The sequence below is a fragment of the Comamonas sp. E6 genome, from assembly GCF_001010305.1.
GTDB classification, from domain to species: domain Bacteria; phylum Pseudomonadota; class Gammaproteobacteria; order Burkholderiales; family Burkholderiaceae_C; genus Comamonas; species Comamonas thiooxydans.
The window spans coordinates 273,673-289,868 of sequence record NZ_BBXH01000008.1 but is presented as its reverse complement, the minus strand read 5'-3'; the positions used below and the strand labels follow the sequence as shown (position 1 = coordinate 289,868).

General features: G+C 61.6%; 13 protein-coding genes. 7 read left to right on the top strand and 6 right to left on the bottom strand.

The window, feature by feature from the left end:
• Window positions 1-37: 37 nt before the first annotated feature.
• Window positions 38-1,498, top strand: coding sequence for a TolC family outer membrane protein (locus CSE6_RS07950; protein ID WP_059440270.1), 1,461 nt, complete (start codon window positions 38-40; stop codon window positions 1,496-1,498).
• 87 nt (window positions 1,499-1,585) lie between these two features.
• Here the strand turns inward: CSE6_RS07950 and CSE6_RS07945 are convergent, their stop codons facing one another.
• The 4 genes from CSE6_RS07945 to CSE6_RS07930 form a co-directional block, all read right to left on the bottom strand.
• Complete coding sequence (locus tag CSE6_RS07945; RefSeq protein ID WP_045838898.1) at window positions 1,586-2,890, bottom strand: 3-deoxy-D-manno-octulosonic acid transferase; 1,305 nt, start codon at window positions 2,888-2,890, stop codon at window positions 1,586-1,588.
• Window positions 2,891-2,908: 18 nt separating this feature from the next.
• Window positions 2,909-4,297 carry a phosphomannomutase/phosphoglucomutase gene (locus CSE6_RS07940; RefSeq protein WP_059440269.1) on the bottom strand — a complete coding sequence of 463 codons (1,389 nt, stop codon included), beginning with the start codon at window positions 4,295-4,297 and terminating at the stop codon, window positions 2,909-2,911.
• A 243-nt stretch (window positions 4,298-4,540) separates the two neighbouring features.
• Window positions 4,541-6,433, bottom strand: a complete 1,893-nt coding sequence (locus CSE6_RS07935; protein WP_059440300.1) for a propionate--CoA ligase — start codon at window positions 6,431-6,433, stop codon at window positions 4,541-4,543.
• 352 nt (window positions 6,434-6,785) lie between these two features.
• Window positions 6,786-7,388 (bottom strand): isochorismatase family protein, encoded by a 603-nt coding sequence (locus CSE6_RS07930; protein ID WP_004340903.1) that lies wholly within the window; start codon window positions 7,386-7,388, stop codon window positions 6,786-6,788.
• A 374-nt stretch (window positions 7,389-7,762) separates the two neighbouring features.
• Here CSE6_RS07930 and CSE6_RS07925 point away from each other — a divergent pair, with 374 nt between their 5' ends.
• The 6 genes from CSE6_RS07925 to CSE6_RS07900 all read left to right on the top strand — a co-directional run bounded on the left by CSE6_RS07925 (window position 7,763) and on the right by CSE6_RS07900 (window position 12,916).
• On the top strand, window positions 7,763-8,389 hold the full coding sequence (locus tag CSE6_RS07925) for a C40 family peptidase (RefSeq protein WP_034349623.1): 627 nt from the start codon (window positions 7,763-7,765) through the stop codon (window positions 8,387-8,389).
• A 197-nt stretch (window positions 8,390-8,586) separates the two neighbouring features.
• The gene (locus CSE6_RS07920; RefSeq protein WP_034355925.1) at window positions 8,587-8,838 is read left to right on the top strand and encodes a GlsB/YeaQ/YmgE family stress response membrane protein; all 252 of its coding nucleotides are present in this window, start codon (window positions 8,587-8,589) and stop codon (window positions 8,836-8,838) included.
• A 66-nt stretch (window positions 8,839-8,904) separates the two neighbouring features.
• The gene (locus CSE6_RS07915) at window positions 8,905-9,510 is read left to right on the top strand and encodes a hypothetical protein (RefSeq protein ID WP_034384151.1); all 606 of its coding nucleotides are present in this window, start codon (window positions 8,905-8,907) and stop codon (window positions 9,508-9,510) included.
• 30 nt (window positions 9,511-9,540) lie between these two features.
• Window positions 9,541-10,029: an EVE domain-containing protein gene (locus CSE6_RS07910; RefSeq protein WP_034355920.1), complete on the top strand. Its 489-nt coding sequence runs from the start codon at window positions 9,541-9,543 to the stop codon at window positions 10,027-10,029.
• Between the two features lie 288 nt (window positions 10,030-10,317).
• Window positions 10,318-11,730, top strand: a complete 1,413-nt coding sequence (locus CSE6_RS07905; protein WP_059440268.1) for an APC family permease — start codon at window positions 10,318-10,320, stop codon at window positions 11,728-11,730.
• Between the two features lie 115 nt (window positions 11,731-11,845).
• Window positions 11,846-12,916, top strand: a complete 1,071-nt coding sequence (locus CSE6_RS07900; protein ID WP_224650997.1) for an aromatic acid exporter family protein — start codon at window positions 11,846-11,848, stop codon at window positions 12,914-12,916.
• Window positions 12,917-12,964: 48 nt separating this feature from the next.
• Here the strand turns inward: CSE6_RS07900 and CSE6_RS07895 are convergent, their stop codons facing one another.
• Window positions 12,965-14,719 (bottom strand): amidohydrolase, encoded by a 1,755-nt coding sequence (locus CSE6_RS07895; protein WP_059440299.1) that lies wholly within the window; start codon window positions 14,717-14,719, stop codon window positions 12,965-12,967.
• Between the two features lie 166 nt (window positions 14,720-14,885).
• Window positions 14,886-16,100, bottom strand: a complete 1,215-nt coding sequence (locus CSE6_RS07890) for a CynX/NimT family MFS transporter (protein WP_059440298.1) — start codon at window positions 16,098-16,100, stop codon at window positions 14,886-14,888.
• Between the last annotated feature and the right edge of the window lie 96 nt (window positions 16,101-16,196).

Sequence of the window (16,196 nt, the reverse complement as noted above, 5' to 3'; positions counted from 1 at the left end):
TTTCTGTTGTGATCGAGACCGCCCAACCCTGACATTTATGACCAAGCTGCCCAGGCCTCTGCAAGCCCCCTCCGCACACGCGCTGCGTGCCATTTCCTTGGGAGTTTTGCTGGCATGGGCCGGCACTCAGACACAGGCCCAGACCTTGTCGGAGCTGGTGGCTCAGGCCCGCGGCTATGACGCTTCATGGCAGGCCCAGCAAGCCGATGCGAGAGCTGCGGCCAGCCGCGCCGACCAGGCCCTGTCCGGGCTGCTACCCAATGTGGGTCTGTCGGCGGGTGCCAACCGCACCCATGTGGACATTCACACCTCGGTGCCCGTGCCCGGCATGACCAGCAGCTTCAATAGCACGCAGCAGAACGTGCAGCTCAGCGCCCAGCAGCCGCTGTACCGTCCTGCCAACAAGATTGCCTACGAGCAGGGGCAGCACGGCGTGGATGTGGCCCAGGCTCAGCTGGATGCGGCTGCACAGAACCTGATCGTGCGTGTGTCCCAGGCTTATTTCGATGTGCTGGCGGCCCAGGACAGCGTGCAGGTGGCCCAGTCGCAAAAGCAGGCCATCAGCACCCAGCTCGAGATGGCCAAGCGCAATTTCGAAGTTGGCACAGCCACCATCACCGATTCACGCGAAGCCCAGTCACGCTTCGATCTGGTCACGGCCCAGGAAATCGCTGCGCAAAATGACCTGCAGGTCAAGCGCGTAGCCCTGGATCAGCTCGTGGGCCGCGTCGGCATTCAGCCTACGCCGTTGGCCGCGCCGCTGACCCTGCCCAAGGTGACGCCCGACAATATGCAAGACTGGGTGGACAAGGCTTTGGCCGCCCAGCCCCAGTTGCGCCAGGCCCAGCTGGCCCTGGACATCGCCAGGCTCGACACGCAGAAGGCCGAAGCCGGCCACAAGCCTACCGTGGACCTGCAGGCGGGTTATGTGGTCAACCGTTATCCCAACGGCTCCATGACTCCATCCATTCCCCTGAGCTATCGCACCAACGCTGCCCAGATCGGCGTGGTCATGAACATGCCGCTGTTTGCGGGCTTTGCCGTGCAGAACCGCATCCGGGAAACCGTGGCGCTGGAGGAAAAAGCCCGCGCCCAGCTCGACGATGCTCGCCGCAACGTGGAGCAGGCTACGCGCACCGCCTTCCTCGGCGTGCAGTCAGGCCAGGCTCAGGTCAAGGCGCTGGAAGCGGCCCTCGCCTCCAGCCAGAGTGCGCTGGAGGCCAACAAAATGGGTTATGAGGTGGGCGTGCGCATCAATATCGATGTGCTCAATGCCCAGAGTCAGGTCTACCAGACCGAGCGCGATCTGGCCAATGCGCGCTACCAGGTGCTGCTAGGCCAGCTCAAGCTGCGCCAGTCCGCAGGCGTGCTCAGTGACGATGATCTGCGCATGATCGACGCACTGACACGCACGCCCGACATAGCCCCTGCTGCCACAGCCAGGCCAGCCGTCACAAGCAGCCTGGCTGCCGCAAAGCCCGCAGCAAGAACGCCTTAGCGTTAAGACCGCTCGAGAAGCAGGCTCTCAGGGTTTAACATCATATCGGCCTCAAACCCTTTCCTACAGGTCGCCATACGCTCCTGATCAAGGAGCATTCATCAACGCTTGAATCGCCTCGGCCGTGGCCGCGGCCGCGCCGCGATTGCCCTGCACCATCTGGCGGCAGCTTTGTACGGCAGCCTGCAGACGATCCGGCTTGGCCACCAGGTCCAAGGCCTGACACAAGCCCGCTCCCATATTTTCCACACCCAGGGCTGCTCCGGCATGCAGCGCCTGCTCGGACGCCTGGCTGAAATTGAAGGTATGCGGCCCCAGTATCACCGGGCAATCACAGGCCAGCGCCTCGATCAGGTTCTGCCCGCCCAGCGGCGCAAAGCTTCCCCCCATCAGGGCCGCCGCTGCCAAGCCGTAATACAGGGGCATCTCGCCCAGCGAGTCTCCAAGCCAGATCGCGCCGGACTGCACGGGAGGCCTCTGCCCCCACTGGCTGCGCCGCGAAACAGCAAAGCCCGCCTTGCCCAGCAAGCTCGCCACCTCGTCAAAGCGCTGAGGGTGACGCGGAACGACCAGCCATTGCACCGCCGCTGCAGCATCGCCCAGGGCCTTGAGCGCATCGATGAACATCGCTTCCTCGCCCTCGCGGCTGCTGGCAAACAGCAGTACGGGGCGTGCCAGTTCTGCGCGCCATTGGCCTGCCCGGGCGATCTGGGCAGTATCGGGCTGCACATCGAATTTGAGATTGCCCAGCACCGCATCCACGCTGGCTCCTACATTGCGCAGGCGCTTGGCATCGGTCTCGGTCTGCGCCCAGACGGCAGCCAGTGCGGCGTACGCTGGGCGAGACAGAGGCCTGACTCTCAAGGCACCGGCTTCGGATTTCTCGTTCAGACGTGCATTGGCCAGGGCCAGAGGAATGCCTGTGTTGGCACAGGCCGCAATCAGATTGGGCCAGATCTCGGTTTCCATCAGCACGCCCACGGCAGGCTGAAACTGCGCGACAAAACGCCTGGTGGCGCCCAGGGAGTCCCAGGGCAGCCAGACCTGCACATCGCCCGGGTGCAACAGCTTTGCCCCCTCCTCTCGCCCGGTCGCAGTGCTGTGCGTCAACAGCAGACGCATCGCAGGCATGCGCTCGCGCAAGGCCTTGATCAGAATGGCGGCAGCCCGGGTCTCGCCCAGCGACACCGAATGAATCCACACCCAACGGCCGCGTCCGTCGCGCCCCAGATCTGCAGGCTGATAATGGCCAAAGCGCTCCGGCACGGCCACGCCGTAGCCCGGCTCGGCGAGCGCTCTGCGTCGCAGCTTGCGCCGCAGCAGAGGCTGCACCGCCCAGGCCAGTGCGCTGAACAGCGCACGGGGAAAGCTCATGGGAGCCGATCTGGCCATGCTTGAGCGCTGCTGCTATCAGTGCGCAGAAGCGCCCACCTGGGCGTCGGGCTTGACGCGCTTGAGCAAGGCCAGCATCTGCGCTTCTATGCGCTGCAAGGCTTGCTGTGTATGGCCTTCAAAGCGCAGCACCAGCACCGGCGTGGTGTTGCTGGCGCGGATCAGGCCGAAGCCGTCGGCCCAGTCCACGCGCAGGCCGTCAATGGTGCTGACCCGGGCAGGTTCGGCAAACTCCGTGGCAGCGAGCGCCTGCAGCTCGGCCGCCAGACGATGGGGCTCGCCTTCGGCACAGGCCACATTGAGTTCGGGCGTGGAGAAGCTGGTGGGCAATGCGTTGAGCACTGCGCTGGAGTCGGTTTCGCGGCTGACGATTTCGAGCAGACGGCAGCCGGCATAGGTGCCATCGTCAAAGCCGTACCAGCGCTCCTTGAAGAAGATATGGCCGCTCATCTCGCCGCCCAGCGGCGCGCCCAGCTCCTTCATGCGAGCCTTGACCAGCGAATGGCCGGTCTTGTACATCACGGCCTTGCCGCCTGCAGCCTCGATCTCGGGGGCCAGACGCTGGGTGCACTTGACGTCGAACACGATGGAGCCGCCGGGCACACGCGAAAGCACATCCTTGGCGAACAGCATCATCTGACGGTCGGGGAAGATGTTCTGGCCGTCCTTGGTCACAATGCCCAGGCGGTCGCCGTCACCGTCAAAGGCCAGACCCAGCTCGGCATCGCTGGTCTGCAGGGCCTGGATCACATCGCGCAGGTTCTCGGGCTTGCTGGGGTCTGGATGATGATTGGGGAAGTTGCCGTCGACTTCAGAGAACAGCTCAATCACCTCGCAGCCCAGCTGCCGGAAGATGGCGGGCGCCGACGCACCGGCCACGCCGTTACCGCAGTCCACCACAATCTTCATGGGCCGCGCCAGCTTCACGTCGCCCACGATGCGGGCGGTGTAATCGGCCAGCACATCAGCACGGCTGATCTGTCCGGCACCAGTAATCGTCCAGTCCTCGGTTTCCATGCGTGCGCGCAGGGCCTGGATTTCCTCGCCATAAATGGCGCGGCCTGCCAGCACCATCTTGAAGCCGTTGTAATCCTTGGGGTTGTGGCTGCCCGTCACCTGAATGCCGCTGGTGCACAAGGTCGCGGCCGCAAAGTACAGCATGGGCGTGGTGGCCAGGCCGATGTCGATCACATTCACGCCCACATCGGTCAGGCCCTGCATCAATGCCTCCGACAGCGCGGGACCCGACAGACGTCCATCACGGCCCACCGCTACGGTTTTTTCGCCGGCTACCAGCGCTGCCATACCGAATGCGCGGCCTATGCCACGGGCGACTTCTTCAGTCAGTGTCGACGGCACGATGCCGCGAATGTCATAGGCCTTGAAGATGGAGGATGCAATTTGCACAACAGCTCTTTCTCGAAGTTTTTCAATTCCATAGCGCCAGGCAGCGGACTGCGCGCGCGATCGGGCGATTTTAGGCTGCAAACAGCAAGGCCTGCGCCTTGATGGTCGCAGGCCTTGTATTCAAATGTCCCCTGAGTCGCTTCGAGTCTTCCCTGAGGGGACGACGGACTTTGCTGCGGGGCGGCCCTTGCCTGGACTGTGGTGATTTGGAGAGCCATCACCACAGGCTCCGGCTTGCTGAAGTTACAAGCGTTGCTGGACCTGAGCCAGGGCCGCAGGATCTTCCATGGTGCTCAGATCACCAGGGTCACGACCTTCGGCCACGGCCTGCAGGGCCCGGCGCAGCAGCTTGCCGCTGCGCGTCTTGGGCAGAGCCGTGACGAAAATCACGCGAGACGGACGCGCAACCGCACCCAGACGCGAGTCGACCAGCTTCATCACATCGGCCTCCAGGGCCTTGCTGGACACCTCATCTGCCACCAAGGCCGCATCGCGCACCACGGCAAAGGCCAGCGCAGCCTGGCCCTTGAGATTGTCGGCAACGCCAACCACGGCCACTTCGGCAATCTGGGCATGGGCAGAGATGCTCTCCTCGATCTCGCGCGTGCCCAGGCGATGGCCCGCCACATTGATCACATCGTCGGTACGGCCGAGGATGAAGTAGTAGCCGTCCTCGTCGCGAATGCCCCAGTCGAAGGTGCTGTAGATCAGCCGACCCGGAATGCTCTTCCAGTAAGTGTTGACAAAGCGGTTGTCGTCACGCCAGACCGTCTGCATGCAACCGGGCGGCAGCGGACCTTCAATCGCCAGCACGCCCTTCTGATTCGCCTGGGTCAGCTCCTCGCCGCTGGCGTCATCGATGAGCTTGACGTTGTAGCCATAGACAGCCCGGCCCGGACTGCCAAAACGCGTGGCCTGCTTTTGCACGCCGTTGCACAGCGTCATGATGGGCCAGCCGGTCTCGGTCTGCCAGTAGTTGTCGATGATGGGCTTGTTGATGGCCTGGCTGATCCAGGTCGCCGTGGGCTCGTCAAGCGGCTCGCCGGCCAGCCACAGGGCCTTGAGGCTTGAGATGTCGTAGCGCTTGAGGTAATCAGCATCATGCTTTTTGAGCACGCGAATCGCCGTCGGCGCCGAGAACATGTGCGTGACCTTGTATTTTTCGACAATGCTCCACCAGATGCCCGCATCTGGGTTGACCGGCAGGCCTTCGTACATCACCGTGGCCATGCCCGCAATCAACGGCGCATAGATGATGTAGCTATGACCCACGACCCAGCCGATGTCGCTGGTGCAAAAGAAGGTCTGTCCGGCCTGGGCATCGAAGATATGCGGCATGCTGGCCGCCAGCGCCACGGTATAGCCGCCCGTATCGCGCTGCACGCCCTTGGGCTTGCCTGTGGTGCCGCTGGTATAGAGGGTGTAGCTGGGATGGGTTGACTCCACCCAGACGCAATCCACCTGTGCATTCATGTGCCGGGCGCCCAAGGCCGACCAGTCATGGTCGCGACCTGCCTTCATGGGCATTTCAGCCAGCCCGCGGTTGACCATCAGCACGGCAGCGGGCTGGTGGCTGGATTGCCTGAGCGCTTCATCCAGCAAAGGCTTGTAAGCCACGACACGGCCGCCACGCGAGCCCGCATCGGCGCTGATGATGACCTTGGGTTCGGCATCATCGATGCGCGACGCCAGTGCGCCAGAGGCAAAGCCACCGAACACCACGGAGTGAATGGCGCCCAGACGCACGCAGGCCAGCATGGCAAAGCAGGCCTCGGCAACCATGGGCATATAGATCTGCACGCGGTCGCCTTTTTGCACACCCAGCGACTGCAACACGGCGGCCATGCGATTGACCTCCGCATGCAGCTCGCGATAGCTATAGACCTTCTCGGTCTGGGTTTCGGTGGAAATGGCGATCAACGCGTTCTGATCGCCGCGCTCTGCCAGATGGCGGTCAATGGCGTTATGGCAAAGATTGGTGGTGCCGCCCACAAACCATTTGGCGAATGGCGGGTTGCTGTAGTCACAAATCTGCTGCGGCTTCTGCTGCCAATCGATCAGGCCGGCCTGCTCCGCCCAGAAGCCGTCGCGGTCATGAATGGAACGCTGATAAAAATCTTCGAAACGCGTGGTCATGAATATGTCTCCTTGACTCTCCGTCTTTTGCAGAGAGTTTTCTGAATTCATAATTATTCATAACGCGCTTGCCAAAAACTGACAGCACTTGACTATCGCATCAACGCCGCATCAGAGCACCGGCCCAAGCACGTTCAGTTCCTGGGTCCTCCTTGAAACCATCTTCTAGGATATCGTGTCCGCCGTGCCATAGGGTATGCTGACTCCTCGGTGGACACCCCATGGATACCATCTGCAAGCCAGGCAGCGATTCCTGGGATCTGAGCGCCACTGAATGGAAATGTGGCGATCAGCGCGCAGCCAAAAGAAAAAGCGCCCAGAAGGCGCTTATTTCCTGAATAGCTGCAAGCGATTACTTGACCAGAGCCAGCATCTCCTTGAAGGCAGGGTCTTCGCAGGTGCGCAGCCACTCGAACATCACCATCTCGGTGGTCACCAGTTCGGCGCCGGCGCCCGCCAGACGGTCAAACGCTGCATCGCGGTTACGCTCGGTGCGCGAGCCGCAAGCATCCGTCACCACCCACACATCGAACTCGTCTTCCAGCAGCTCCAGCGCCGTCTGCAACAGACAGACATGGGTTTCGCAGCCGGCAATCACCACCATATTGCGCTCGGGCGCCTGCTGCTGGGGCTTTTGCAGATGCTTGGGCAGGCTGCGCGCATTGCCGCCCTGCGGCTTGGCGGGAGGACGCAGCCATTCACCCAGCCCCTCAGGCACGGCGCTGAAATACATTTTCTCCAGCGTCTTCTGGCACAGCGCCTTCAGTTCCGCATTATTGGCGCCAAGGCGCGAGGGGTTCTGCTCAGTTCCCCAGACAGGCACATCCAGCAGCTGCGCCATCTTGGCCAGCTTGACGGCATTGGCCAGCGCTTGCGCGCCTTCGTGAATGACAGGCATCAGCTTGTCCTGGTAGTCCACCAGAACCAGTTGCGACTCGGAAGCTTCTAACAACATGGCAAATCTTTCTTAAAACCGTGTCAAGCCACTGCTAAAAAGCGCAGCGCTTGCGCAGGACAGGCGCGCGGCACGCTGAGGAAGCGTGTCGCATCGGCTGCAATCGATGGCGCTATTGTCGCTGCAAGCGCATGCCGGGGTTGAAAGTCCGTCAATGCAACGCCTCTCGCATGTCAATACCATGAATTGCTGCATTCCCGACCCGCATTCACCAGAATGGGGAAATCACTTACTGCAATACGCTGCAAATTTGAGAGCAGCTCACGCAATAAGCTTATGCCCGCAGCTCACTTGCTGTGCTGCATCAAAAACCAAGAGAAAAAATTGGAAATAGAGCCCCCATCCTACAAATGAACGTGTTACCCTCACGCCCCATGTCCCGATGGCTTATTGCACTTCTATTTGTCGGCGTTACCTCAGCGCACGCAGCGCCTAGCGAGCAGCGTGACGACGACATGGCCCAGTTGCTGGTCAACCGCGGCCTCATCACCCAGTTGCGTGAAGCTCGACACTCCGTGGCCGAGAAGACGACTGATTTCGTGCGCGAAGCACGTCAGAACGTGGCCGAAAAAACCTCCGATCTGGTGGTGACGGCCATGGGCTTCCTTGGCGTTCCCTATCGTCTGGGCGGCACCAACGCAGAAACCGGCTTCGACTGCAGCGGTTTTGTGCGGGCCATCTACTCCCAGACCATGGGCAAGGTTCTGCCTCGCGTCTCTGCCGAACAGGCCAATGCCACTCAGCAGATCGACCGCAGCGACCTCAAGCCCGGTGATCTGGTGTTCTTCAATACCATGCGCCGCACATTCAGCCATGTGGGTATCTACGTGGGTGATGGCAAATTCATCCACGCACCGCGCACCGGTGCCAGCGTACGTGTGGAAAGCATGCAGACCTCCTACTGGGCTCGCCGCTTCGACGGCGCCCGCCGCGTCGAAGGTGCTGACGCTTCGGCAACCACGGCTGCTGCATATAGCGCCCTGGGTCCATTGCAGCCTTGATTTTGAATCAGAGCTCGACCAAAACGCCTGCTTTCTGCAGGCGTTTTTGTTTTTTCCTTGAGCCCTGATGTAGCCCATGCCGCCGCATGTCTTCATGCAAGAACCACGCTCGCGCCGACATTCAGAATCGTCCGACAGAGTCGATCTGCCGGGCCGCGTAGAGTCACTTTCGTCAAAGCACCAACAGGGAACAGAATATGTCCATCATCGGAACCATCATCATCGGTCTTATCGTCGGTTTGATTGCACGGGCCATCAAGCCCGGCAATGACAGCATGGGCTGGATCATGACGATTCTTCTCGGTATCGTCGGCTCGTTTGTAGCTACCTATCTGGGCTCGGCCATGGGCTGGTACCAGCCCGGGCAAACCGCAGGCTGGATCGCATCGGTCATTGGGGCCGTGATTCTTTTGTTTATTTATGGCATGGTGCGCGGTAAGGCCAACTGAATCTGAATTCCGACCAAAAGGGGCCGACAAGCCCCTTTTTCTATTTCCGTCATCTCCTTATCGAATATGTGGAAAAAAGACCCGAGCTTCAGAAACCTTAGTGCGACCAGAGCGGAGCGCAAAGACATTGCCCAAGCCGCTGAACGGGCCCGCAAACTACTGAGAAGACGGGCACTCGTCAGCGCTGCCGCCAGTGCCATTCCCATACCCGGTCTGGACTGGGCTGCTGATGCCGCCCTGCTCGCACAACTCTATCCGCGCATCAACCAGGAGTTCGGGTTGACGCCAGAGCAACTCGACCAACTCACGCCAGGAAAGCGCGAGCAAGTCCAGAAAGCCATCGCCATGGTTGGCTCCGTGCTGATCGGCAAGTTCATCACCCGCGACGTAGTGCTGCGCCTCGGCAAAACCCTGGGTTTGCGCATGAGCACCAAGCAGGCCGCCAGATATGTGCCGCTACTGGGCCAGCTCGCAGCTGCATCCATAGGCTACGCGACTCTGCGCTATCTGGGCGAGCGCCATATTCAGGACTGTATGCGGGTGGTGGAAGAAGCCGAGCTGGACATTCCGGGCCGCTGGCTGGACACCCGAAATCTGCTGCAACGCAATAGCGATCTGGTGCGCAATTGGCAGCAGGATCGCGGTCCCTGGCAGCGAGACCGTGATGACTGAGACAGCAACCTCCTCACCGACAATGCACCCATGAACGACAGCAGCCTCCAAGCCCATCGTTACTGGCTCATGAAGAACGAGCCTGACGAGTACTCCATCGACCATGCTCTGGCGTCCCCCGAGCAGACCATTGCCTGGAATGGCGTGCGCAATTACCAGGCACGCAATTTCATGCGTGACGATATGCAGGTGGGTGACGGTGTGCTGTACTGGCATTCCAGTTGCGCCGAACCTGGGATTTACGGCATTGCCCGCATTGCCGGCAATCTGCGTGTGGACCCTTCACAGTTCGACCCTGCAGACCCCTATTACGATCCCAAGTCCCAGACCGACAAACCGCGCTGGCTTATGCTGGATGTGCAGGCCTTGAAAAAGATCCGCCCCCTGCTGATGCCAGAGCTGCGCGAGCAACCTCAACTGGCGCAGATGCGCGTGCTGCAAAAAGGTAATCGTCTCTCCATTACCCCGGTGACCGAAGCCGAATGGCAATGCATTCAGTCTCTGCTGCAAGGGAGTTGAGGCTGAACATGTGCATGCTCTTCCAGTCATAGCAAGCTGTGCTGATACCGCCTTGAATTTAATGAGATTTTCATCATAAGCAACCTCGACAGTAACAAAAGCCGATAATGCCGGCTTTTCGCTGCTGCCCGACCCGAGGTTCAGCGGAACCCAAGAACGGCGCCCTGCTTCGGGGTGTGCCCAAACCATTGACAACACGGTGGCTGCCAGCCGGGGACTCGTCGCCCGCTGCCTTGCCACGCGCAGGCCGGCACAGGTTTTGTGCCGGCTCTCTTGTTCTTGTAGAAGATGACTGCACTGACCGATCACCCAGCCCAGGCGGCCTCGCCCCCTGCTCCTGCCGGCCTGCAAAAGACTCTGCTGCTATGGCATGTGGTCATCATCGGCCTGGCCTATATCCAGCCGATGACATTGCTGGACACTTTCGGCATGGTCTCGCGAGATTCGATGCAGCATGTGCCCACCTCCTACTTTGTTGCCTTGCTGGCCGTGCTGCTGACCTCGCTGAGCTACGGCCACATGATCCGGCGCTACCCCTCCTCGGGCTCGGCTTATACCTATGCGCAAAAGGCCATTCACCCCAACGTGGGCTTCATGGTGGGCTGGTCGTCGTTGCTGGACTATCTGCTCTCGCCCATGGTCAATATCCTGCTGGCCAAGATCTATCTGACATCCATGTTCCCCGAGGTCAACCACTGGGTCTGGATCGTCGGCCTGACCGCGCTGATGGTTTGCGTGAACCTGCGCGGCATTCGCTTCGTCGCCCATTTCAATGGCTTGATCGTCTTCTTCCAGCTGCTCGTCATCGCCGTCTTCACCTACATGGTCTGGCGCGATCTGCATGCGGGCCGCAATGCCCTGGGTGCGATTGCCGGGCATGGCGGCTTGGGCCTGTGGACGCTGTCGCCCTTCTGGAGCGCCCAGGCCGAGATCGGTGCGTTGATTACGGGAGCCACCATTCTCTGTTTTTCGTTCACAGGCTTTGACTCGCTGAGTTCACTGGCCGAAGAGACCCACGACACCCGAAACACCCTGCCCAAGGCCATTTTTCTGACGGCGCTGATTTCCGGCCTGATCTTCATCGTGGCCACGTATTTCCTGCAGCTCTATTTCCCTGGCGACCCCGGTCAGTACTTCGAGGCCGTGGACGAAACCCAGCCCGAGATACTCTATCTGGTGGGCGGTGCGCTGTTCAAGTCAGTGGTGCTGTCCTTTGCCATCGTCACCGTCATGGCCTCGGGCATCGCGGCTCACGCTGGTGTATCGCGCCTGATGTATGTGATGGGCCGCGACGGCGTGATCCACCAGCGCTTCTTCGGCCACATCAGCCCCAGGTCCTTCACGCCTTCCTACAACATTCTGCTGGTGGGCGCGGTGGCGCTGACCGCTGGCTTTCTGAGTCTGGAATATGTGGTCGCCCTGATCAGTTTCGGCGCACTGACGGCTTTCAGTTTTGTCAATCTGTCGGTGCTGGCCGAATATATGTGGCGCCAGGGCCGCTGGCACAGCCCGGGCGACCTGCTGCGCTATCTTGTCACCCCGGTGCTGGGCTTCATGAGCGTAGGCGCCATGTGGCTGGAGGTGGAGCCCAGCTCGCTGAGCTCGGGCCTCATCTGGGGCAGCATCGGCCTTGCCTATCTGGCCATCATCACCAGTGGCTTTCGCAAGGCCCCGCCCCAGTACGACGACTCGGCAGACTGATCCGCCGAGCTGCATTTCCGGGTGACGTGGCGTATTTCCCACAGGACAATCTCGCTACGCCCTCTAACATCCTTGAATCAGAGTCTGATTGACGGCCATGCCAAGGAGTTTGAGATTGCGCTGGAGCACCCCCTTCATGCTGGCCTGGCGCCGTGCCAAGACCACTTTTCCATCGCGAGCCAGGCTGGCCCTGCGTGATGCGATTGCCGCCGCACTGGCCAGCATGCTGGCCTGGGTCATCGCCCAGCAGCTTTGGGGCCACCCCAAGCCCGCCTTCGCCGTGGTTACCGCCGTGATCTGCCTCGCCCCTGGACTGCCCAGCCATCTGAAACAGGCGCGCAGTCTGCTCATAGGCTGCACACTGGGCATCGTGATCGGCGATCTGCTGTGGCAGTTGCCCGAGCAGCATCTGTTGCTGCGCATGAGTCTGGGCGCATTTCTCTCCATCCTGCTCGGTGCCATCATCGGCCCCGCGCCCGTGGTGCCGATTCAAGCAGGGGTCTCGGTGATTCTGGTGCTGGTGCTCGGCCCCAGCATGGCGGGCGGAGCCCGTCTGCTGGACGTCACGGTCGGCGCTGCGGTCGGGCTTATCTTCAGCCAGGTGCTGCTGACCTCCAACCCCATCAAGGATATGGGCCGGGCCGCCTCGATCTTTCTCAAACAGCTTGCCAACGGTCTGGATCTGATCCTCGGGGCCTGCCAGCAGCAAAAAGCCGATGCAGCCGAAACCGCTCTCGGCCAGCTATCACTGGCCCATGAATCGCTGGCCGCCCTGCGCGCCGCCGTAGGCCAGGCCCATTCCTCGCGCCGCTGGACCCTGCGCGGACGGCTCAATGCAGAGCGACTGGCTTTTGTCACCCGTCGCTATGACCGACACGCCGTGCGCGTCTATGCCACGGCTCTACTGCTGGCCGAAAGTCTGAATCGTGCCACCGCCCACACCGGGATGCCACCGCCTGCGGCAATAGCGGAATACTGTCGCTGGCTGACGCATGCCTGTCTGGATCTGGCCAACCAGCCAACCGTGGTCGCACTCAGGGCCGATGATCCACTTGCGACCATGGATAGCTGCCCTGCATCACCTGCACCAACGGAAGTACTGCAGCCCGAATGGCTGCTGGTGCATGAGAACGCCCGGCAACTGGAGCGTGCGCTGCGCGCCCTTATCGGCTCGCGCGATGCGTGAAAAACATTCACCCAAACGCATACCTATCAATCGCAAGTGGCTCTCAAATCAGAAGTTTGCCCCATCGCGCTTGTAAACCGTGCGCCCTTCCTTGATGGTCTCCAGCACCTGGAGGCTGGCAAGCTGATGAGGCTCCACAGTCAGCGGGTTGCCCGAAAGCACGACCAGATCGGCCAGCTTGCCGACCTCGATGGAGCCCTTTCGGTCTTCCTCGAAATGCTGGTAGGCCGACCAGATGGTCTGCGCCTTGAGCGCCACCCAGGGCGAGACGCGATGCTCGGGCCCCAGCACGCGGCCCGAGCGCGTGGTTCGATTGACCGTGGCATCGAGCACACGCATCGACGACGGCAGAGCGACAGGCGCATCGTGGTGAGAGGTGAACACCATGCCCTCGGCCAGCACCCAGCCTGTCGGCGAGATGTTCTGCGCGCGAGGATCGCCGAGCACCGAATCATGGTGCCAATCGCCCCAGTAAAAGGTATGCATGGGAAACAGCGACGGGAAAATGCCCAGCTCCTTGAGCTGGCTCACCTGGTCGCGCCGCAGCGTCTGTCCATGGATCAGCACCGGGCGCACGGCACGCGCCTGCTCCACGGAGCCGCTGGCACGCACGGCAGCGATGAACTGGTCGATCGCCGCGTCGCCGTTGCCATGTACCAGAATCTGCCAGCCGTTGTGGATGGCCCTGGCCACCTGCTCATTGGCCCTGGCATCGCTGAGCACCCCATAGCCACGGTAGCCAGCCTTCTGGCCATCTGGCGGCAACAGATAGGGCTCGGTCAGCCAGGCTGTCTTGCCCTGGGGCGAGCCATCAAGCGTGAGCTTGACACCGCCAATGCGAAAGCGATTGGTATAGTTCCGGCTGAACTTGAGCTTGTTGGCCAGCGCGCCATCACCCAACTGCAATATGTCGGGATAGGACACCACGTCGATGACCAGCCGACGCGACTCGGCAGCCGCCATGGCCGAGGCGATCGCGCCTGCGTCGGAGCGCCCGTCCTGCACAGTGGTGTAGCCGAACTCCAGATAGAGCTGCTGGGCTTTTTCCAGCCAGTCCATGGACTGCTCCAGAGTGAGTTTGGGCATGATCCGGCCCAGGGTGTGGAAGAAGGCGTTCTCCTCCAGCACCCCGTTGGGCACCGGGCTGCCGGCCCGACGACGAATCACTCCGCCTTCGGGGTTGGGTGTGCCCGGACCAATGCCGGCACGGGCCAGGGCCGTGGAATTGAGTGCGCCGAAATGCCCTGACTGATGAATCACGGCAATCGGCAAATCACGCGAAACGGCATCAAGGTCGTCGCGTGTGGGATGACGCCGCTCCTGGAGCTGGGAATCGTCATAGCCAAAACCGAGCACGATGCCCAGTTGTTTGACCTCGGGCGAGGTCTGGATGTACTCGCGCAGCGTCTGCTGCAAGTCGGCGATAGAGGCATTGTCGCCGTCGGGCGGAGGCAGCAGATTGGCCGAAATGGCCTGCAGTCCCACGCCGCCGATATGGCTGTGCGGATCCACAAAGCCCGGAATCAGCGTGCGCCCCTGCAAGTCCAGCATGCGCGTGGCCGGACCGCGCAAGGCCTCCAGCTCCGGCAGTGAGCCGATGGCAGCAATCACTCCGGCATTCACCGCCACAGCTTCCACCTGGGGCTGGGCGTCGTTCATGGTGAGAATCGGGCCGCCGTAATAGATCAGCTCGGCGGGCTTGACCACCGTCTTGGTACGACGCGAAGCACAGCCCGCGAGCCAGGGCGTTGATGACAATGCCGTCAGCGAAGCTGCGGTGGCGAGAAACTGGCGCTTTTGCATCATGAACCTCCACAAGACTGCAGCCTAACCGCAGTTCAGACTCGAATCATGCTTGGGCTGGCAATTGAGCCCTCTGCGCCAGCTCAAAACAACACACCAAATCGAGCTACAGCACTTTCCCACCAAGAACTGCAAGCTCACGAATACAGAGCATCACTCCCAAATCTCAGGCCCTGAGGCTGCTCCAGCAACGGCCCACTCCCAGCGCCAGCAACCAGCCCAGCACGCACATGCTGCCTGTCACCATCCACGTAAACTGCCAACCGCCCATCTGCATGGCCACGGCCGCCACCAGCGGCGGACCCACAAACTGCCCCACGCAAGACCATTGCTGCATGAAACCCACGGTGGTTGACACCGTGGCCTGGCTGGGCGCCAGATGCATGGCCGTTGTGAACAAGGTCGCCGGTATCAGGCCGCCCGTCGCCGAGAACAGTGCCACGGCCACGAAGCGCAGCCACAGCGGTGCCAAAGGCTCGCCGCCGATCTGCACATAGGCCAGCAGCGCCGTCAGCCCCATCAGCACATAGCCGGTCTGCAGGCAGCGAGCGGGACTCCAGCCCCGATGCAACAACCTGCCTGCAGCCACATTGCCCAGCATATTGCTGGCAGCGACCACGGCAGTCAGCAGGCCGGCCAGCCTGGCACTGAGTCCGGCCTCAGAATAGAGCGTGGGCAGAAAGCCGACAATGCCCATCCACTGACCCGAATACACCATAAAGCCCAGCGACACCAGCCAGGGGCCGGGGCTGCGCAATGTGAGCGCCAGACGCGGACGCCATCCTTCATCGGCAGTGGCTGCTACCGCTGCAGTGGCATCCGCAGGCACCATGCGCCAAACGGCATAGGCAGCCAAGGCGGAGGTACAACCCAGCGCAAGCCACCAGGCCTGCCAACTGGTCGCCTGCAGCACCCAAGGCCCAAGCAGCAAGCCCATGGCGCTGCCAATGGGCATATAGGAACCCCACCAGCCCATTCGCGCCCCCAGCTCTGACGGCTTGACGCTGCGACGAATCAGCCCTGGAGCAGGCATGGCGACCAGCAAGAATCCCAGACCCTCCAGAGCGCGCAGCGCCAGCAACCAGGCAAAGCCCGTGGCCGCAGCGCCCACCATGCTGGACAGCGCCATCAATAACAGCCCCATCAGCAAGCTGCGACGCAGACCCCATTTGTCGGCGCCCAGGCCCACCACCAGGCCCAGCACCATGCCCGCCACCTGAACGGTGGAAAGCAGAAATCCGGCCTGCACCAGGGACACGCCCAGTTGCTGCTGCAGCAGGGGCACGGCGGGCGGCAGCTTGCCCACATGCAGCGAGGCACTGACGCCGGCTGCGACGATGATCCATGAGGGGTTCAGACCCCGGTTAGTCACAGGCTCCACCACGTTGTCTCTTTTTCTCAGCTAGGTGATATGTCAACTATCTAGCATATGGCAAAACGCGAGACCGATTGACAAGCTTTGCTGCAAGCGCTGCCG